Origin of the sequence: Undibacterium sp. Ji42W (assembly GCF_049340405.1) — a bacterium.
In the GTDB taxonomy this organism is placed as follows: Bacteria; Pseudomonadota; Gammaproteobacteria; order Burkholderiales; family Burkholderiaceae_D; genus Undibacterium.
Map to the genome: position 1 here is coordinate 1 of NZ_JBMPOV010000009.1, position 19287 is coordinate 19287.

Consider the following 19287-nt stretch of genomic DNA (forward strand, 5'->3'; position numbering starts at 1 on the left):
GGGGCGGTGGTTTCACTTCTTCGACCAGCTTGACTTCTGCTGGCTTGATCACCACTTCCATCGCTTTGCGCGCCAATCCAGATACCAGGGCATATACCACCAGTACGTGAAATGCGATAACCAGCCCTAAGCCTATAAACTTCTTCCCCGGCTCTTGCTGGCGATTTGAAAAATCCATTCCGGCTGTCTCCTCGATCTTAGAATATGAAGGCGGTAATAATAACCGCTGTTGGTGTTAAATTTACGTTTCTTGACTGAAAACTTTTCATATTTTTTGTAGCAAGCATATGAATCTCTTCCCTAAATAATCGGCGGCTGCTGATTTGTACCCCGTCGCAGGCAATTTCCTTGTGTATTTTCACCTTCAAAATAGCTAAGCAATAAGCAATATTTGAACCATGTTGAAGGCTACCTTTCTCGCCAGTAAAGCATCTATATGGAAAAATTTTGCACTGCATGACGCCTGTTGCGCACCAAAATCAACATTACACACCTGAAGTTATGCGCCAAAAAGATAAGGCTGACTTCTACTTCCTTCCTATTGTCCTACAAAGCCTACAGCACTCAGGGCGGGAATCGTACACCGCCCACTGATACTCTCATATTTCGCTTCTGCTGCAACACGTTTATCTGTTGCTTGTGTAAGCAAATGTGTGGGGTGCAATTGATAGCTGCGCTGACTTTGTTTGTCTATCATTAATGATTGCGCTTCGGGACTGATATTGATGAAGCACATGGCAGAGTCAAAATTTGCTCCCGTCAATTGTTTGCACATCCAGATGTGCTGCAATCAGCAGGGGATTTTGCGTGGGGCCGGTATTGTAGAAATGCTGGCGCTGTGAGATATCGGATGCAGTAGACAATCTGAACAGGCTGGAGCTGGCCCTGATCTGCAATAAATCACGGAATTGATCCTGTCTGTAAGTAATATCTGCACGCGTCGGCTTACTATTTGCCTGCTTCAGTGCCGCCTTGATGTAAGGGTAAAACTGGGCATTGTCTTTTTCTGGTGGCAAGCCCGTAGCAAAATAATTGTCGCCATAGTTCCAGTCCAGCCGGTTGAACCAGTCGCCGGAATTGTAGCTATTGCTGTCCATGGATTTGGAACGCAGGATGTCAACGCCCACATGGTGCAAGGCCACGACCATTTTCCTGAATTCGATGATATGTTTGGTGCCCTCACTGTCTTCGGTGACGAGCATTACTTGCGATTGATGTAATGAGCGCAATTGTTGCAAACTGGCAGAAGAGAGCTCAACTACTTTACCTGGCTTAGTAAAGTCAAAGCGTTTTGCAATGTCACTATCTAGTGCCGTGTCTGATTCGGTCAGTACAACTACTTCATCAAAGCCGTCTGGTTTAGTGTCCCTGCTCAGTTTAAGTTGCCCCATCCTGGATAGGTATAGCTTGACTTTGTTCCCCGCTGCCAAGCCTGGCCAGCGTATCAACTTACTGGAGAGCCAATAGGCATGTGCTTTTGTGGCTGGTATTGCGGCTGGCGACAAGGTGCTTTCAAACTGCCCCGCATTGCATGTGGCAATGCGTGTGTCTGACACATTGCTGGCGACAGCATGGCTGCCACAAGTTGCGACACAAGTCGTGAGCGCGCACACCATTAAAAAGCTGCGGTAGCTTTTTGGATGGGCAATTGTTTGTTCGAAAAACAAAACAGTCTCCTTGATAAAACAAGCTTCCTTACTCTGATTTTAGCCAGGTCCGAACCACTAAAAAGTAGTGTGACTACATAATTAAAATCATGTTTACAGCGAGTTTTACCGGTTTTATTGTGGTTTAAGTCAGCATCAAGGCAACATTTTTTTAAATTTTAACCTAATAATCGTAAATTTGTTAGACACCAGGTGCTGATATATGTAGTATTGTTACATAAAATTTGTTGGCGGCCTGTTTTTTTATTTCGGCACCACTCAGGCGCAAAAAACATAAATGGTGAGATGTTGAGTAATAATCTAAAAAAATCATGTAATGCTGGTCCGCGCTTGCTGGCAGACATAGGTGGCACCAATGCGCGTTTCGCCTTGGAAATGCAGAGCCATGAATTTACCGCCATTGCGGTATTGCCATGTAATGCTTATCCTGACCTGCAATCTGCCATAGCCGCCTATTTATCCAGTCCAGAAGTGATAGCGGTATGTCAGTCGCCAGTTAAAAATGCGGCCATCGCCATTGCCAATCCTGTTGATGGTGATCTGGTACGCATGACCAACCATCACTGGACTTTTTCCATAGAATCTTTACGTCAGGCTGCCGGGTTTGATAATCTGGTCGTCGTCAATGACTTCACCGCACTGGCGATGGCCTTGCCGCATCTTGCTGCCCATGAGCGCGTACAGATAGGTGGCGGCTGTGCCCAGGCCGATCGCGCCATAGGTTTGATAGGCCCCGGTACCGGCCTTGGCGTGTCGGGCATCATTCCATCTGCCGGGCACTGGGTCGCATTGTCCAGCGAAGGTGGACATGTGAGTTTTTCTCCCAGCAATGAGTTGGAGATAGCTATCCTGCGCGAGGTCTGGAAAGAATATCCGCATGCCTCTGCCGAAAGGCTGATTTCAGGCATGGGTCTGGAATTGATGTACCGCATCCTGGCGCAAATGGATAAACAAACCCATACTAAAGAAATGAATGCGGCAGATATCACCCGTCGCGCACTCGATGGCAGTTGTGCGATCTGCACACGCACTGTAGATTATTTTTGCGCCATGCTGGGCACCATCGCTGGCAATCTGGCCATGACATTGGGCGCGACAGGTGGAGTGTATATAGGTGGTGGTATCGTACCTCGCCTGGGGGAATTTTTCACCCTGTCAGCTTTTCGCCAGCGCTTTGAAGCGAAGGGGCGCTTTGCTGACTATCTGGCACAAATACCGACTTACCTGATCACGGCAGAGTATCCTGCTTTTCTGGGCGTTTCTGCAATATTGAATGAACGACTGTTGCTGGCTGGACATGCTGATACATAGCGGAGGCTCTGAGGGAAAAGCTTGATCTGGTAAGTAAAACTCTCCTTCATGTTTTCTCTTTGCCTTTCTCTGTATCCCTGTGTCTCCGTGTCCCTGTGTTGAGAGGCCTTGCTTTTCAGATTAATAATCAAACTCCATTTCCATGAATAACTCTAACAAAGAGCAAACAAGCGACTGGTGGCGTGATGCCGTGATTTACCAGGTCTATCCGCGCAGTTTTTCTGACAGCAATGGTGATGGCATAGGCGATTTGCCTGGTATTACTTCTAAACTCGATTACATCGCCAGCCTGGGCGTTGATATCGTCTGGATCTCGCCTTTTTTCACTTCGCCCATGAAAGACTTTGGTTACGACGTCGCAGACTATTGCGATGTCGATCCCATTTTTGGCACGCTGGCTGATGTTGATACCTTGCTCAAGCGTGCGCATGAGCTAGGTTTGAAGATCATGATAGACCAGGTCTTGTCGCACTGCTCGGAAGTGCACCCCTGGTTTGTTGAAAGCCGCAAGAGCCGCGACAACCCCAAGGCCGACTGGTATGTCTGGGCCAATCCCAAGGCAGACGGTTCACCGCCGAATAACTGGCTGTCTGTATTTGGAGGTTCTGCCTGGCAGTGGGATGCACGCCGTCGTCAATACTATATGCATAATTTTCTTGTCAGCCAGCCTGACCTGAATTTCCACAACCCGGAAGTGCAGCAGGCGCATCTCGACAATATGCGTTTTTGGTTGCGACGTGGTGTGGATGGTTTCCGTCTCGATGCTTGCAATTTCCATTTTCATGACCAGGCTTTGCGGGATAATCCACCCAGCCAGGTGCGCGATAACAAGACTGTGCAGGACAATAATCCCTATGGCATGCAGGCGCATATTCATGACAAGACACAGCCAGAGAACTTGGCCTTCCTGGAAAAAATTCGCAGCTTGTTGAATGAATATGGCGCGATCGCCATCGGTGAAGTAGGGGCCGATGATTCGCTGGCCGTAATGGCAGATTACACCGCCCATGGCAATAAATTGCAGATGGCCTATAGCTTCAATTTGCTGACAGCGACTTACTCTGCTGCCTACATCCGCCAGCAAGTGGAGGAGTACGAAGCGCGGGTCAAAGGTGGCTGGGTATCCTGGTCCGTGGGTAACCATGATTCTGTGCGCGTCATGACGCGCTGGGGTGGGGCAGGGGCGACGCCGCAATTTGCCAAGATGCTGCTGGTCATGCAAATGGCCTTGAAAGGCACACCCTGCCTGTATCAGGGAGATGAGCTGGCGCTGACAGAAGCCGACATCGCCTATGAGGATATACAAGACCCGTACGGCATTACTTTCTGGCCAGAATTCAAGGGCCGCGACGGTTGCCGCACGCCCATGCCCTGGCAGGCAGATCAAGTAAATGCCGGCTTCAGTTCTGGCAAACCATGGTTGCCGGTTCCGGCTGAGCATGCGGCACATGCAGTTTCTGCACAAGATCAGGATGATCAGTCTGTCTTGAATTTTGCCCGCCATATCCTGGCATGGCGCAAAAAATATCCGCAACTCAGCCGGGGAGAAATCAGTTTCTTCGATGCCCCTGAGCCGGTATTGGCGATACGCCGTGACCTGGCTGGCAGCAATAGTTTGCTGGCCGCATTCAATCTCGGGAACCAGCCCGTCAGTTTTACATGGCCAGCGGTGGCAGGTGCTACGCAATTGAAGGAAGCAGGTCTGCCAGGAAACGTCAGGGACGATGTCGTTGAGCTCCCGGCTTATGGTGCCTGGTTTGGGGGATTGTCAGCATAATTTTTATTGCAGAGCGCTTGACAGGGTTGTACGAAGTTCGTGCAGCCCTTTTTTTCTGGATTTGAAATCTGAGCATTACAACAATGTGTGTGCATCGATAGAAAATTGCTTGCGATAATTGCCGGGACTGTTCGCAACGATGCGGCGGAAATGGCGGCGCAGGGATTCTTCTGAACCAAAGCCTGCCAGCTCGGCGATCTTTGGCAGGCTGCTTACTGGTGACTCCAGCAATTCCTTGGCGATGGCAACGCGTTCACGTATCAGCCATTCACCTGGTGCCATGCCTGTGCTGTCCCTGAAATGACGTTGCAGGGTGCGGGTACTCATGGCAGCTTTCTCGGCCATTGAGGCCAGATTATGCGGCAGGGCAGGGTTGGACCTGACCCAGTCCATTAATTTGGCCAGACGTGCATGTTCATCTGCGGGCATGGGGCGTGGTACAAACTGTGCCTGCCCACCTGCGCGATGCGGCGGTACCACAAGGCGTTGTGCGACCATATTGGCGACCTTCGCACCATAATCCTTGCGTACCAGATGCAGCAACATATCCAGCCCTGCGGCAGAACCTGCTGAAGTCATGATTTGCCCCTGATCTACATACAAGGCGTTTGCCTGAACTGTGATTTCTGGATAGCGTCTCAGCAATTTTTCGGCATAGCGCCAGTGAGTGGTGACGGTTTTGCCATCGAGTATGCCAGCAGCAGCGAGGATGAATACGCCAGAGCAGATAGTACAGATACGCGCACCACGCGCATGTGCCATGCGGATTTTGTCCAGCAAAGCTGGCTGCGGTATTTCATCTGCGTCCCGCCAGCCAGGGATGATGATAGTGTCAGCCTGATCCAGCATATCCAGGCCATGTGGCACTTCTACCGTAATACCGCCGGCGGCCCGCAACTTACCAGGCTCGGCAGCGCAGACGGCGAAGTCATACCAGTTTACACCCAGTTCCGGGCGGCTCAGGGCGAATAATTCTACTGTGCAGCCAAATTCAAAGGTGCACAATTGATCATAGGCAAGGGCAACGACAAGATGTGGTTTCATGGCCTGATCTTACCGCATCTTTAGATTTGCGACATATTCCATGCTGCCAAACTGATTATTCGCGCATCCAGTCACGCAATTCATAGTACCAATAGGCGCATTGCGCTCCCATCAAGCCCAGGCTGCCAAAGGCGGGCGGCAAGCCGTAGTGATCAAGTCCGTGAGGTAAAGTTTGCTTGTGAGCGATTGCCTGCGCCACGACTTCGCCTGCCAGCGTGGTTGGTGCTATGCCATGGCCGCCAAAACCCATGGCATACCAGATACCGTCAGGCAGGCAGCCAATTTGTGGCATCTTGTGCTGGGCATAGCTCATCAAGCCGCTCCACGCATATGCGACCTTTGTTCCAGCCAGTTGCGGATACACCTTGAGCATGTCACCGTATAGCAAATCGGCGACTTCGGCGGGCTGCCTGTCGCGTATAGAAATACGCCCGCCCCAGAGCAGGCGGCTGTCTGCCAGTGGCCGGTAATAATCAAAGGCAAAGCGGGTATCATAAACCGCAGCGCCGGTTTGCATCGCGCTTGCCAGTTTGTCGCCCAGTTTTTCAGTCGCCATGACATAGGTGGCGATAGGCAGCACCGAGCGCCCCAACTGTGGATAAAGCTTCTCTATGTAGCCGCCACAACAGACGACCACATGTTGCGCTTTCACCGAGCCATTTGCAGTGCGCACGATCTTTTCAGCGCTACCAGCATCGATTGCGCTTACGCGGCTATGCTCATGAATGCGCACAGCCCCGACGCTCAACACCCTGGCCAGAGCCTGGACATATTTCAGTGGGTGGAAGTGAAATGCATTCCGTTCATGCAAGGCACCAAAATACCGCTCAGTATGTAACACGGCACGGGTCTGTTCCCGGGACCACGGCGTCCAGTCGACTTCAAATTCGCGCAGCATGAAATCTCTTTGTTGCTCGAGCTTTTTCGCATTATCAAACCAGTTGGCCAGCAAGACTCCGTTATCGTTGACGTCGCATTCCATCTGATGTTGCTTGATGCGTTGGCGTATCAGGGCAACTGCATCCAGCGTCAATTGATACAGCTTGCGTGCAGGTTCAGGGCCAACTTGCTTGATCAGGTTTGCATTGTCGAGGCTGAAACCGCCAAACACAAAACCACCATTGCGGCCAGAGGCACCGTGGCCTATCTCTTCCGCTTCCAGCAAAACGATATTGCGGAGTCCACGCTCCAGCAATCCCATTGCCGTTGCCAGACCAGCAAAACCACCGCCGATGATGCAGACTTCGCAATCAAGGTTTTCTTGCAGAGATGGGTAGTCAATAGCCGCAGTACTTGCCTGATAAAAGGTATGCTGCAAATTTTCCTGGAGGGTCATGAGCGCTTGTTTACAGAAAAGCCGTCAAATTACACGCAATAGCATTGGCAAGGCAAGCATGCACGCTTCTCTGTCCCTTGATTTGCTTAATTTTAAGCAGTTGAACAATTTTTATTGCTCCCACTGATTAAAAAATAATCGGTTCAGTGTTCAACTGAACCAAAACCTTCGTCAGATTTTGCAAAAAAATGCTGATCTGGTGAAGGGATTTGGTTTAACTGAACACTGAACAGGGCAGTGGTTCGGCTACTTGACTAGCGGGGCTAATAGGTGACCCCAATTTTAATGGGTGACCCCGGCTTTTCGAAAAATTGATCGGTTCCGCGCTAAGCACTGTCTGGTTTTGTTGCGCAACTCTGCTAGCCTGAGTCAGCGAGAAATGGCGGGAAATAGCAGGAAACAGAAGCCAAGTAGAAACATCTGCTTACAAGTAATTACGATTTATCACGTACAAATCATTGTGAATTTTATATTATTGTTTTTTGTAAATATATTTTCTGATGATGCATGAATTTTCATTCATTGTCTTAATTCGTAACAATGAATGCCGCATTTCTACAAGTAGTAAAAGACCGCAAACTTGCCCATGAACTGAGGCAGGTTGCGGATGATTTTGAAATCCTCGATTTTTTCAGGCAATACGGTAGTTGCTGTTTTGCGATGTCTGCCATGTTGACGCACATACTATCAAAAAAAGGCTATGCAGCCAGAGTACAGGGATGCTATGCCGAAATCACGCAAAATAACGGTGTTTTTTACATAGGCTTTAAGGGTTTTTCGCATGAGCAGCAAAAGGAAGGTCATGCTGTCTGCATAGTCGATGAGCAGTACCTTATCGATTTTGGACTGGGAACTTTAAGAAAGTTTTATGCCGAAGATTTCAGTCACGCGCTGGCCTGCGAAATTTCGGGCGGCAATCCAGTGCTGGGCCATCTTGAACTGGATAATGGCGCAATAATGACTTGGCGTACAGACTGGATTTCACCCATCGTGAGCACAAAACTGGAACACCAGCTTGCGACAGTCGAACTTATATTAAATGGTTATGACGACTTCCAGAAGAACCGCATGGCTTACCTGGTCAAGAAATTATTTGCCGGGGAGAATACTCCCTTGGCGCCTCCTGCCTTATTGAGCAGAGTCAATGCCAAGCCGCAGGCACTCCTAAAAACGCAAAAAAGTGAGTTGCCTGCCGCGCGCGATTAAGCAGATTTTTCGACGGATTTTTCAACAGACTTTTTCTCTGCCAAAGCCTTGCTTTCTTTTTTCAGGGACTTGGATACCGGGCACACTGCCTGCATGAAACTAGCCAGTGTATTTGCCAGATTGTCCCCCTGCAGACGATAGAAAACAAATTGCCCGCGCTTGTCGCTGGCAATCAGTCCTGCTGACTCCAGTATGCGCAAATGCTTGGACAAGGACGGTTTGGTCATCTCGAAACGCGCAGCAATTTCCCCGGCAGACAATTCTGTCTCCGATAAATAAGCCAGAATCTTCCGGCGTGGCGTCGATGCCAGGGCTTCAAATACTTTTTCCATAATACGTAAAAACTGTTGATTACCCATCATAGCATTTTGGCTGGCAATGTGAAGTTAATTAGATAATTAGGCATTTAGCTAAATAAGGTATATGCTTGAATCGTGAACTGAAGAAAAGCAGACAGGTATCATGGAAACTGACAAAGACATTGCAGGCAGCACGACGGTCTATTACAACAGTGCCTGCCCTGTATGTGATGCTGGCATACGCGATCAGCGCGGGCGCATGCAGATTTGCAAGATCAACTGGGTAGATGTGCATACTGACCCTGATGCAGTAAAAGAAATCAACAGCGAGCTGGAAGCCGTACGCGAGCGCCTGCATGTGCGCAATGCCAATGGCGAGCTGCTGACAGGTGAGCAGGCATTGGCTGCCTTGTGGTCGCAAACCAGTGGCCGTCGCTGGCTGGCCTGGCTGACATTAAGGCTGAGTTTTTTCACGCGGCCACTGTATAACTTCATCGCCAGACACCTGTACCGCTGGAACCGCAGGCGCGGTCACTGGTAAGACCCTGATTCGATTATCATCAATCAATAGAAAATGTCATGAGCACAATTCATACGATAGCAAGCAATGCCGACCCAGCTGAACTGGCACGTTTCAATAGCCTGGCAAGCCGCTGGTGGGATGAGAATTCAGAATTCAAGCCTCTGCACAGAATTAATCCACACAGGCTGGAATGGATAGACAGCCTGGCTCAGCTGGCAGGCAAGCAGGTGCTGGATGTGGGTTGTGGTGGCGGTATTTTGGCAGAATCCATGGCGCGCAAGAGTGCCAAAGTCACAGGCATAGACCTGGCTGATAAACCCTTGCAAATCGCCCAGTGGCATGCGCAAGGCCAGGATGTGGATGTGCATTATGCTAAAAGTAGTGCCGAGGCATGGGCCGGGGGACATGCTGGACACTACGATGTCATTACCTGCATGGAAATGCTGGAACATGTGCCATCTCCCGCTGCTGTCATCCAGGCCTGTGCAGAGATGGTCAAACCTGGTGGCTGGGTATTTTTCTCAACGATCAACCGAAATCCCCTGAGTTATGCGCTGGCGATTGTGGGGATGGAATATTTCATGCGGATCCTGCCGCGAGGTACCCATCAATATGCGCGATTTATCAAACCAGCAGAATTACTCGCCATGGCAAACAGCAGCGGCCTGGCGTTGCAGGGCCAGCATGGCCTGGGCTATAACCCGCTGACTCAGCACTTTCGCCTGCATGGTTTCATGGGGGTAGGCTATCTGCTGGCGATGCAGAAACCATTGCAGGTGCAAGTTCCAGCAAGCCAGAGTAACTGAGCAGCAAGCCCAGGCCAGGCATGACAAAGCCTACATAAAAACGATAGCGTCCATCTTCTATGCATTTATAGGCCTGCGATTGCGGAAACAGCTTCACTGGCAAGGGTATGCCATGCAGGTGTGCCGCAAGAACGCGCCAGCTCCAGCCGCCGCCTTCAAGAATGTCTACCGTCAGGCGGAAATGCATCAACCCTGTGCTTTCTTGCCAATAAGCATGCGGATATTGGCCATGCGGCGTAAACACAGTGACCAGTTTTTCTACCTTGCCATCCGGCGCAATGAATTCTCTGGCCCAAATCAATTGTCCTGGCGCATGGGTGATACTGACCTTGTAGCCTGATCGGGCATGTGTGGTCGGTATGCCCAGCTTCTTTGCCAGCCCGCGTCCCAGAAAGCCAGCCAGCCCCTTTCCCAGCTTGATATCTATCTCGCCTTGCAGCGAACCGCCATGGAGATGGATTTTCTGCAGGAGAGGATGCAAATTGTTGAAAGAATCACCAAACCACTCACGAACCGAAGTAAGAGGGGGACTCTGCATCGTGGTTTCTGTAGTCATGCGTGCCATTGTAATGCTGCAAACCAAGCCTGCAAAGTAAGCCAGAAAAATAAAAAAGCATCGCTGACACTGTTCGGTGTGGCCCTGATTTATCTTGATTGCAGAGGCGCAGTAAAATGCCTTAGCCACAGGCAAAACAGGCTTATGCTTCTTTTTTACAGCACATGGCATTAAAATCCCGCACCAAACATATATTTTGTTCAAGAGCTGGCCATAGATGGAAATGGCGGGCGCTGTGATCATCGAGTACAAATAAGCAAGCACAAGAGAAAGTACAAAACATGGTTTTTAGTACGGTGAGTTTTTTATTTTATTTTTTACCGATCTTTCTCGTCTTGTATTTTGCATTGCCGTTTCACCATATCCGCAATATTGTCTTGCTGCTCGCCAGTCTGATATTTTATGCCTGGGGAGAGCCAAAGAACCTGCCCTTATTATTGATGTCCATCCTGCTCAATTACTTGTGCGGGCTGGGCATGGGCCGGGCGCAAGAAAAAGGCCGTACTCGAAAATCCATCTTCATCGCAGGCATAGGTTTTAATCTCCTCTTGCTGGGTTACTTCAAATATTTCAATTTTGTGCTCGATAGTCTGTACGCCGTGCTAAATGGTGTCGGCATTGATATGCCCAAGGCAGAGGCAGTTACGCTGCCGCTGGGTATTTCTTTCTTTTGCTTCCATGCGATTTCTTATCTGGTGGATGTTTATCGCAAAAAGACGACACATGAAAAGAATTTGTTTGCCCTTGCCATGTATATCACTATGTTTCCGCAGTTGATTGCCGGGCCCATCATTCGTTTCTCTACGATCGCCAGGCAATTACACCAGCGTCACCATACTGTGCGCAGAGTGGAGTTGGGTATCAAGATTTTTATTCTCGGCTTGGCGCAAAAAGTCTTGATCGCCAATAGTGTGGCCTTGCCTGCTGACCAGATATTTTCATTGGCACCAGAATCTTTGGGGCTAGCCAGCGCCTGGCTGGGCATCACTTGCTATACCTTGCAAATCTATTTTGATTTCTTTGGCTATTCGAATATGGCGATAGGTCTGGGCCTGGTCACCGGTTTTACGTTTCCGCGCAATTTCAATTATCCTTATGTCGCGCAATCCATCACGGAGTTCTGGCAACGCTGGCACCTGAGCTTGTCACGCTGGTTCCGTGACTATCTGTATATACCGCTCGGTGGGAACCGTGGCTCCAGTCTTACCACTTACCGCAATCTGTTGATCGTTTTTTTCCTGTGCGGGCTCTGGCATGGCGCAAGCTGGACCTTTGTGGCCTGGGGCCTCTATCACGGCGCTTTTCTGGTGCTGGAACGTACCGGTCTGCAAAACGTGCTGGAAGCCTTGCCCAGAGCATGCAGGCATGTGTATACGATACTGGTGGTGATGGTGGGCTGGGTATTTTTCCGTTGCGACAGTTTTGTCCAGGCCTTGCATTACCTCCTTGCCATGGCAGGTGGCATGCCCGCAGATAATGCAGTCGCTCCTGTCATGAGTTTCATGAATGGAACGGTCATTACGGCTCTGTGCATAGGTACCCTGGTGTCTACTCCTGTCGTCCAGGTGGTAAATAAATCGCTGGTAGCTGTCAGGATGATCGCACCTGCTCTTAGCCTGATATTGTTTGTCTTGTCGGCAGTCAGCCTGGCGACCGGGGCTTACAATCCTTTTATTTATTTTCGTTTTTGAGACTGGAAGCAAAAGATGAAATCATCCAGTTCAGCCACCTCATCCACAGGCTATAAAAAAAGTTTTTATAGCAGGATAATCTTTATCTTTGTTTTCTTTGGCTTGTTGATAATGCCAGTCCTCATTCACCTGAGCGGCAAATGGCAGGGCAGCAACACGGAAAATCGCGTCCTGGCAAGCGCACCGGTATTGCCTGCGAATATGGCAGATGTGTTGAAATTCCCAGCCTTAGCCGACGCCTATCTGAACGACCATTTTGGTCTCAGGAATAATCTGGTTGCATGGAATAACAGTCTGCGATATCACTTGCTGGGTGACGTCAATGCAGTGCAACTGACTGCAGGTAAAGATGGGTTTATCTTTTTTAACTCACATGCCGCCAATGCGCCCTTGAGTATGGTGCATTTTCTGTGCGGGAAAAATGTGAGTGTGCAAGACCGGGCAGGCATGGTGGAAACTGCATCTCGCTTCATGCAGACAGCCTTGCAGCTAAAGGCAGATAGCTATCTGCTGATGGTACCTACAAAGCCGGTAGTGTATGCAGAAAAAATGCCTGACTGGGTACAGCGTCAATGCCAGTTGTATACCCCTACATTGCCTGGCGTGATTGCCCGCCTCAATGAGGAACCAGCACTGGCAGGCAGGGTGATATATCCTTTGCCTGAAATGCACGCACTCAAGGCAAGGGGTGAGGTCTATCCAAAGAACACCTTTCACTGGACAGGAATGGGACCGCAACCAGTGGCACAGTGGTTGTCTGAGACCTACTTCAAGCATCCCAGATTAACTAGTCTCACAGGTAAAATGCACGATGTACCCTCTGACATACAGCAGTTCTTACCCGGTGTGACATTGAATGTACCCACCAGGGATGTCGATTACGCGCTGGCAGGTATACATGCTTGTGAAGGTGTAGCCTGTTTCCCTGAATGGAAGGGAGTAGCGGCCGCACTGGGTGATGTGTCCCGCTTCAGCCGCCTTAAAAAGCAGGGGCCAAGATTGCTCCTGATCTCAGATTCTTTTGGGCACGGAATTGCTGGTTTTTTTTCTGAATACTATGGTGAAGTCTGGCACCTGTCCATGAACAGCATTAATTTGCTTCCGGAAGCAGAGCGCGCCCGTTTGAAGAAAATTGTATTTGAAGATTTTGCGCCGGACCAAGTGCTGTATGTATTCCACGACGCAGCCATCTCTTATTTTGAACGGGCACCAAGCCTGCTTTTAAACGCAAAAGACTGACTGCTCCTACACAGTGTTACTTTGAGGTAATGTTGTAATGTTGCCGCATAAAAATGCATGCGATCTTTTTAAGTCATTGATTTTTAAGGATGATGGCGCTGTTTTTTCAAAACAAGCGCTGCTAAATCCATGCTCATTCTCAGCCTGTTTTGTTGTCAATTTCTTCTTGTCCTACAAACCCACAGTCCCGCGTCCTATATCTGCTCACCAAGGGCGATGCTACGATGCAATCCATGAACTGACCTTGCAATTCACTGATCAGACGAACGATCAGGCGAGGTGAGTCAGAAAAGAAGATTGGTGAATTTGTGTAATAGCTTTGTGTGGAATGAGCCGCAAAATTTCAAGAACCCCAGGCGCAGTTTTGCATGAGAACTGCACGATGAAACCAGCCATCAATCTCAAATGGTCTTTGCTGTAAGCATTGTATTTTAATTAAATAAGTTGTGACTAAGTGGCATCCGACAATATGAATGATGTCATTGAATGCGCCAAATTCTAACTTTAAAAGGAAATATCATGAAAAAATTATTCTCTGTCCTGATGATCTCTGTTGCTGGTATCACTGCAAGTTCCATGAGTTTTGCAGCAACCAGCGAAGCAAAAGCAAACTTCAAAGCTACTGAAGAACGCGCTGAAGCAGACTACAAAGTAGCCAAAGCCAAATGTGATGCATTGAAAGACAATGCAAAAGATATTTGTGTTGAAGAAGCCAAGGTAGTGCGCACCCGTGCCAAGGCAGAGGCCCTGGTTAACTACGAAAATACACCAAAAAACCACGTAAAAGCAGCGAAAGACGTGGCAGATGCAGAGTATGCACTGGCTGAAGAAAAATGCGATGACAAATCCGGCAATGATAAAGATGTGTGCAAAAAAGAAGCTAAAGCTGCACAAAAAATAGCAATTGCCGATGCTAAAGCAGGCAAGAAAATTTTTGATGCCAAAGTAGACGCCGTCGTTACAGCTAATGATGCCAACTACAAAGTAGCAGTTGAAAAATGTGATGCAATGTCTGGCGCTGCTAAAGACCAATGCGTTGCAGCAGCAAAAAAACAGTATAAATAATAGTGTATTCAGTGCTATCCGATCGACTCACGGGCTGGCGCATGGCTGCTAACACCGACAAGGCCAGCCTTTGTTGTACCTTTGTTTTGTTGTGCCTTTTTGCAGTAGATTCTCAAGCAGTTGTTGAAATATAAATAGAAGTAACAATGCAGTATTTACAGTATTAATAGTTAATAACCCACTCAAGGAGTATAAAAATGAATAACTTCGTAAAAAAAATCATGGGCATTTTTCTGGCTAGTATGATGGTTTTCATGGTCGGCTGCGCTTCAACATCCAAGCAAGAAAGCACTGGCGAATATATTGATGACACGCTCATCACGACCAAGGTAAAAGCCGCTATCGTGAATGAACCAACGTTGAAAGCAAGTGAAATCAATGTTGAGACTTACAAAGGCATCGTTCAATTGAGCGGCTTTGTCGCTGATCCAGCTTCTTCCAGCAAAGCTGTGAGTGTAACGAGTGAAGTTAAAGGCGTGAAATCCGTCAAAAACGATATCCGCGTCAAATAAGCACGCTTGTGGCGTGAGTAGATTCTCCAGAATTTACTCACGCTGGAATCATATGCCAGGAATATGCCAGGAGTTCAAAGACTCAGCTAATTTTGCAGTACGTTTCTCAGGAGTAGTTTATGCAAACTAATACAATCGCCACCAAAACAAATACCGCACTTGATGCGGCCAATAATTTAGCCACCCATGTTGGCAGCTCGGTCGGCAACGTCCTTGGCGTTACCAAAGCAGCGGGCAAGCAAATCAGCTCTGCCGCGCATGATGAAATGCTGAATTTGAAAGCAGATCTGGATGAGCTGATTGCACGCCTCCCATCACTTTCTGATGTTGATTTAAACGCTGCAAAAACAGCATTGCTGGAAAAAATTGCCAGCACTAAAGAAGCCGCGCTGGATGCGACATCTGACGTCCGCGCCCAATTCAATGACAGTGTCGATAGCGTAGGCACTTATGTCAAAGAGCGGCCATTACGTTCTGTGGCCGCTGTCGCTGGTGCAGGGATATTGATCGGTTACCTGCTGGCAAAGAAATAGGATGGCCTAGCGCATGCCGCATCATTAATTGCAAGCATGCTAGTGCCGGCGCAAGCGTCGGCACTTTGTTTTTTAACCCATTGAAAACCTATCTCTTTGGAGAATGCTGTGTTTGAAACCATCGATAAAGCCAGGCAACTAGCCGTCATTGGCCTTGACCGCATCGTCGATTACCTTGAATTGCTGCGTATCGAAATTGACATACAGCGTCACGATGTCGCAACCCGCCTGATAAATCTGGTGGCAAGTATGTTGTTCATTTTAATGGCTGGAATATTTCTCGGATTTGCCATCATCGTGACTTACTGGGAAAGTGACTACCGTATCATTGCCGCCTGGTGCGTAGCTGGTTTTTATATTCTCTTGGCCCTCGTGACTTTTTGGAAGGCTAACAAACATAGTCCTGCACCTCCAATGTTCGCGACATTAAAGCAAGAGATGCAAGATGACATGAAGATGCTCAAGGACTTGTTATGAGTACTTCATTGCCAGATTTAGAAAAAGAAAAGCAGGCAGTGTTAGAGCGTTTGCGTAACAGCCGTAAAAAAATGCGTAGCCAATTTGCATCAGAGACAGAAGATGATGCAGTTGATCATCACCCAGGCAATAAACGGAGTAAGGCAGATGGTTTTCCGCAGAGTCATGTCATGCAACTGATCCTTGCCCATCCAGGCTGGGTACTCGCGGGTACAGTGCTATTGTTCGTGATAGGCCCAAGAAAAATAATCAAGGCAGGCTTTGAAACCGGAGTGACTATGCTCACGACTGTGATTGCCAGCAAAGAAGTCAGGCATATATTTAGTCAGATGCTGCCAGATTTACTTCCTTATTTGTTGCAAATATTCTCTTCCACGCAATCACGCGACAGCCAGACGTGATTGCCTTGCGCTCCACAATCAGAATTTTTTTCAGATTGTGGAGTTTTTTTATTCCTGCGTTCGCTAGCGCACCGAAGTAATTTTTACTCTCACATACACTGAGTCTACTTCAATACTGTGCTGTGACAGATTCGCAATTTACTATGCATGTCCAGAGCGATTGAAGTAATAAACTTTTTATGCAAACAATCTTTTAAACAGGAGTTTCAACATGAATTCTGATCAAATCAAAGGCGAAGCAAAAAAAGTAGCAGGTAAAGTCCAGGAAGAAGCAGGCAAACTGGTCGGTAGTAAAGAGCAGCAAGTCAAAGGCGCTGCAAAGCAAGTAGAAGGTAGCGTGCAAAAAGGTTTTGGTAATTTGAAAGAAGCACTCAAAGATAGCCAAAAGCACTAAGCGCATGACACTTCCCGGACTTTTGCAGCAACTTTGTTGATGCAAAAGTCCGGAAATTTCTTATTCATTGAAAGAGTTCGCGATTGCTGTTTTTTAGTTTTAGAAATCAAGACCAGGTCAATATTTAAACGCTTACGACAAGCGTTTATGACAAGCGCTTACAAAATAATGTAAATAAAATTAAAAATAATTAAAACAGGCGGGCTCAAGCGATGGACATACCAATATCAGATGATCGCATTGCGAATGATAGCAAGCCAAATGTCGCAGCCACTCCAGATTCAATCTCAGCCCCATCTCCTGCCGAGAACGATGCTGTGCTTGAGGACCCGGCAATTGCCACACCTGCCGAAACCCAACCCCAATTATTTCCAAGAGTCCATGTTGATGCGCGCGGCGTTGCGCTGACGACATTGGCCATAGTCGCTTTTGTCTTTGCTTTACGCGAAGCACAACGTTTTTTCATACCGCTGACCTTTGGCATCTTTATTGCATATACCCTCACCCCACTAGTCGATGCATTGCAACGTTTTCGCATCCCACGCGTGATTGCCGCAACTCTGGTGATGATCAGTATGGTGTCCATGGTTGCCATGCACATTAGCTCTTTGCACACCGAATTTGATGCAATCCTCGATCAATTGCCGGTAGCAACCCGAAAATTCTCTAATGAAATGAGTAAACTGCAATATGGGCAAAATAGCCTGATGCAGAAAATGCAGACTGCTGCCACAGAGATAGAGAAAGCAACCACCCAGGCAACGGCTGGCGCTGCGTCCAACGTAAAAAAAGCTGTAGTGAATGAAGCCCCGGTTGTCCGGCTACGAGAGCTATTGCTGGCTGGATCACTGGGCATCATGGATTTGCTGGGGCAGGCCACCATGATGATATTTCTCATTTTCTTCTTACTGCTCTCTGGCGACAAATTCAAACGCAAGCTGGTCAAGATCACGGGTCCCTCGTTGACGCAAAAACGGATCACCGTACAGATACTCAGCAAAATCAATACCTCAGTACAGCAATACATGTTCATGCTGCTGATTACCAATGGCATGCTGGCCCTGCTGACCTGGATCGCTTTTCATCTGATTGGCCTGGAAAATGCCGGTGCCTGGGCAGTGACTAGTGGTTTGCTGCATATCATTCCTTATTTTGGCTCACTGCTCATGGCGCTGGCCGCCTTTCTGGTTGCCTATGTACAGTTTGGCACCTTATCAATGGCCTTGATCGTGGCTGGTGTCTCAATCGCGATTGCAACTCTTGTAGGCACTTTGGTCACGACCTGGATGACAGGGCGAATTACCCAGATGAATGCCGCTGCAGTCTTTATTTCACTCCTGTTCTGGGGCTGGTTATGGGGTGCCTGGGGTTTGTTGCTGGGCGTACCCATTATTGTCATCATCAAAGTCGTTTCTGAGCATGTAGACGGCATGCAAGCCGTTGCTGAATTACTGAGTGAATAGCGGGTTGAGTAATCATTGAGCAAAATACCGCCAACATGAATCCGACAATTGAATAGGGAGTTGAGTGCTATCGGTAGTTTTTGTGTCTATTTTTGCATTTTTAATTAACGTCTAAAGAAAAGGATTCCCATGTTATATACCATCGCTGTGATACTACTCATCTTGTGGGTATTGGGTCTGGTCAGCTCCTATACCATAGGCGGTTTCATTCATATATTATTGATTGTTGCGATCGTCATGGTATTGGTACGTGTTATTTCTGGACGCAAGCTTTAGCTGAAATCGTATTGTAAAAAAAAGCCAGACCAGGCATTTTTGCTGAGCTGGCTTTTTGTTGCTATCACTATTGCTGGAGTAGTTAAATAAAAAGTCATGCTCTGTACAGAGCATGACTTTTTATTTTGTTCTTCAAATATTTATCTTGCTAATCTTGGGCTAATTTATTGACCAGATTTTTTCAGTTTAGCCACGGAACACATGGTTGTCTTTGACATAGACGCGATTACCAACGCGCAGATCTACAATATTATCTTGCAGGATCGTTTGATACACACCATTGTCCAGGCGCACACTAATTTGGTAGGCTTCGCGCACTTGCTGACTACGGTTGTTTTTTTCTATATTGTTCCCGACGATCGCACCGCCGACTACGCCTGCTGCAGTAGCTGCCGCATTACCCAAGCCGCCACCTACCTGGTTACCCAAAATGCCACCAACTATGCCGCCCACTACAGCACCAGCACCCGGGCCCTTACTTTCATTTGAAACCTGCACTACTTCGATGGATTCAATGACTCCATAAGTATTGTAAGACACTTGTGTAGCTGGATAGCCGGTTGTCATGGATGGCGAGCTGCTACCACAGGCGCTCAGCAGCGCAGAAGCAGCAATCGTGACAGCGACGGCAGTTTGCTTGTACATATTCATGATCATTCTCCGTTGTTGGTGACGAAGAGAATGATAGACATTGATTTCAAATATCACCGT

Annotated in this window: 22 protein-coding genes; 15 read left to right on the plus strand and 7 right to left on the minus strand. The window is 48.1% G+C overall.

What is annotated here, in order from left to right:
• Nucleotides 1-538 precede the first annotated feature (538 nt).
• Complete coding sequence (locus tag ACO0LG_RS19425; RefSeq protein ID WP_423029209.1) at nucleotides 539-775, minus strand: alpha-1,6-glucosidase domain-containing protein; 237 nt, start codon at nucleotides 773-775, stop codon at nucleotides 539-541.
• On the minus strand, nucleotides 744-1667 hold the full coding sequence (locus tag ACO0LG_RS19430; RefSeq protein WP_423029210.1) for an alpha-1,6-glucosidase domain-containing protein: 924 nt from the start codon (nucleotides 1665-1667) through the stop codon (nucleotides 744-746). Before ACO0LG_RS19430 ends, ACO0LG_RS19425 begins: the two co-directional genes overlap by 32 nt.
• Before the next feature lie 285 nt (nucleotides 1668-1952).
• Between ACO0LG_RS19430 and ACO0LG_RS19435 the strand changes: the two genes are divergently transcribed.
• Both ACO0LG_RS19435 and ACO0LG_RS19440 read left to right on the plus strand, forming a co-directional pair.
• Nucleotides 1953-2978 (plus strand): glucokinase, encoded by a 1026-nt coding sequence (locus tag ACO0LG_RS19435; protein WP_423029211.1) that lies wholly within the window; start codon nucleotides 1953-1955, stop codon nucleotides 2976-2978.
• Between the two features lie 142 nt (nucleotides 2979-3120).
• Nucleotides 3121-4755 (plus strand): alpha-amylase family glycosyl hydrolase, encoded by a 1635-nt coding sequence (locus ACO0LG_RS19440; protein ID WP_423029212.1) that lies wholly within the window; start codon nucleotides 3121-3123, stop codon nucleotides 4753-4755.
• A 75-nt stretch (nucleotides 4756-4830) separates the two neighbouring features.
• Here ACO0LG_RS19440 and ftrA read toward each other — a convergent pair whose 3' ends face one another.
• Together ftrA and ACO0LG_RS19450 are read right to left on the minus strand one after the other, a co-directional pair.
• Complete coding sequence (gene ftrA / locus ACO0LG_RS19445; protein WP_423029213.1) at nucleotides 4831-5799, minus strand: transcriptional regulator FtrA; 969 nt, start codon at nucleotides 5797-5799, stop codon at nucleotides 4831-4833.
• A 55-nt stretch (nucleotides 5800-5854) separates the two neighbouring features.
• Nucleotides 5855-7135, minus strand: a complete 1281-nt coding sequence (locus ACO0LG_RS19450; RefSeq protein WP_423029214.1) for an NAD(P)/FAD-dependent oxidoreductase — start codon at nucleotides 7133-7135, stop codon at nucleotides 5855-5857.
• A 540-nt stretch (nucleotides 7136-7675) separates the two neighbouring features.
• Between ACO0LG_RS19450 and ACO0LG_RS19455 the strand changes: the two genes are divergently transcribed.
• Nucleotides 7676-8341, plus strand: a complete 666-nt coding sequence (locus ACO0LG_RS19455; RefSeq protein ID WP_423029215.1) for a hypothetical protein — start codon at nucleotides 7676-7678, stop codon at nucleotides 8339-8341.
• On the opposite strand, the gene ACO0LG_RS19460 is transcribed toward ACO0LG_RS19455, so the two are convergent.
• Nucleotides 8338-8703 (minus strand): metalloregulator ArsR/SmtB family transcription factor, encoded by a 366-nt coding sequence (locus ACO0LG_RS19460; protein ID WP_423029216.1) that lies wholly within the window; start codon nucleotides 8701-8703, stop codon nucleotides 8338-8340. The two genes, ACO0LG_RS19455 and ACO0LG_RS19460, sit on opposite strands and share 4 nt — an antisense overlap.
• A 100-nt stretch (nucleotides 8704-8803) precedes the next feature.
• Here ACO0LG_RS19460 and ACO0LG_RS19465 point away from each other — a divergent pair, with 100 nt between their 5' ends.
• Both ACO0LG_RS19465 and ubiG read left to right on the plus strand, forming a co-directional pair.
• A complete protein-coding gene (locus ACO0LG_RS19465; protein WP_423029217.1) occupies nucleotides 8804-9181 on the plus strand; it encodes a thiol-disulfide oxidoreductase DCC family protein in 378 nt (125 codons plus the stop codon).
• A 38-nt stretch (nucleotides 9182-9219) separates the two neighbouring features.
• Nucleotides 9220-9969: a bifunctional 2-polyprenyl-6-hydroxyphenol methylase/3-demethylubiquinol 3-O-methyltransferase UbiG gene (ubiG, locus tag ACO0LG_RS19470; protein WP_423029218.1), complete on the plus strand. Its 750-nt coding sequence runs from the start codon at nucleotides 9220-9222 to the stop codon at nucleotides 9967-9969.
• On the opposite strand, the gene ACO0LG_RS19475 is transcribed toward ubiG, so the two are convergent.
• A complete protein-coding gene (locus tag ACO0LG_RS19475; RefSeq protein WP_423029219.1) occupies nucleotides 9896-10534 on the minus strand; it encodes a DUF4166 domain-containing protein in 639 nt (212 codons plus the stop codon). The genes ubiG and ACO0LG_RS19475 overlap by 74 nt on opposite strands.
• Before the next feature lie 272 nt (nucleotides 10535-10806).
• Between ACO0LG_RS19475 and ACO0LG_RS19480 the strand changes: the two genes are divergently transcribed.
• The 10 genes from ACO0LG_RS19480 to ACO0LG_RS19525 all read left to right on the plus strand — a co-directional run bounded on the left by ACO0LG_RS19480 (nucleotide 10807) and on the right by ACO0LG_RS19525 (nucleotide 18576).
• Nucleotides 10807-12216 (plus strand): MBOAT family O-acyltransferase, encoded by a 1410-nt coding sequence (locus ACO0LG_RS19480; protein WP_423029220.1) that lies wholly within the window; start codon nucleotides 10807-10809, stop codon nucleotides 12214-12216.
• A 111-nt stretch (nucleotides 12217-12327) separates the two neighbouring features.
• Nucleotides 12328-13455, plus strand: coding sequence for a hypothetical protein (locus ACO0LG_RS19485; RefSeq protein WP_423029221.1), 1128 nt, complete (start codon nucleotides 12328-12330; stop codon nucleotides 13453-13455).
• A 519-nt stretch (nucleotides 13456-13974) separates the two neighbouring features.
• Nucleotides 13975-14520 carry a hypothetical protein gene (locus ACO0LG_RS19490; protein ID WP_423029222.1) on the plus strand — a complete coding sequence of 182 codons (546 nt, stop codon included), beginning with the start codon at nucleotides 13975-13977 and terminating at the stop codon, nucleotides 14518-14520.
• A 197-nt stretch (nucleotides 14521-14717) separates the two neighbouring features.
• Nucleotides 14718-15032 carry a BON domain-containing protein gene (locus tag ACO0LG_RS19495; protein ID WP_423029223.1) on the plus strand — a complete coding sequence of 105 codons (315 nt, stop codon included), beginning with the start codon at nucleotides 14718-14720 and terminating at the stop codon, nucleotides 15030-15032.
• 119 nt (nucleotides 15033-15151) lie between these two features.
• A complete protein-coding gene (locus tag ACO0LG_RS19500; RefSeq protein ID WP_423029224.1) occupies nucleotides 15152-15565 on the plus strand; it encodes a DUF883 family protein in 414 nt (137 codons plus the stop codon).
• Between the two features lie 108 nt (nucleotides 15566-15673).
• Nucleotides 15674-16042, plus strand: coding sequence for a phage holin family protein (locus ACO0LG_RS19505; protein WP_423029225.1), 369 nt, complete (start codon nucleotides 15674-15676; stop codon nucleotides 16040-16042).
• Complete coding sequence (locus tag ACO0LG_RS19510) at nucleotides 16039-16443, plus strand: hypothetical protein (protein ID WP_423029226.1); 405 nt, start codon at nucleotides 16039-16041, stop codon at nucleotides 16441-16443. The genes ACO0LG_RS19505 and ACO0LG_RS19510 overlap by 4 nt, the downstream gene beginning before the upstream one ends.
• A gap of 211 nt (nucleotides 16444-16654) precedes the next feature.
• A complete protein-coding gene (locus ACO0LG_RS19515) occupies nucleotides 16655-16837 on the plus strand; it encodes a CsbD family protein (RefSeq protein ID WP_423029227.1) in 183 nt (60 codons plus the stop codon).
• Between the two features lie 212 nt (nucleotides 16838-17049).
• Complete coding sequence (locus tag ACO0LG_RS19520) at nucleotides 17050-18300, plus strand: AI-2E family transporter (RefSeq protein WP_423029228.1); 1251 nt, start codon at nucleotides 17050-17052, stop codon at nucleotides 18298-18300.
• 129 nt (nucleotides 18301-18429) lie between these two features.
• Entirely contained in the window at nucleotides 18430-18576 is a 147-nt protein-coding gene (locus ACO0LG_RS19525; protein WP_423029229.1) for a lmo0937 family membrane protein, read from the plus strand.
• A 186-nt stretch (nucleotides 18577-18762) separates the two neighbouring features.
• Here the strand turns inward: ACO0LG_RS19525 and ACO0LG_RS19530 are convergent, their stop codons facing one another.
• Complete coding sequence (locus ACO0LG_RS19530) at nucleotides 18763-19227, minus strand: glycine zipper 2TM domain-containing protein (RefSeq protein WP_423029230.1); 465 nt, start codon at nucleotides 19225-19227, stop codon at nucleotides 18763-18765.
• Nucleotides 19228-19287: the final 60 nt, after the last annotated feature.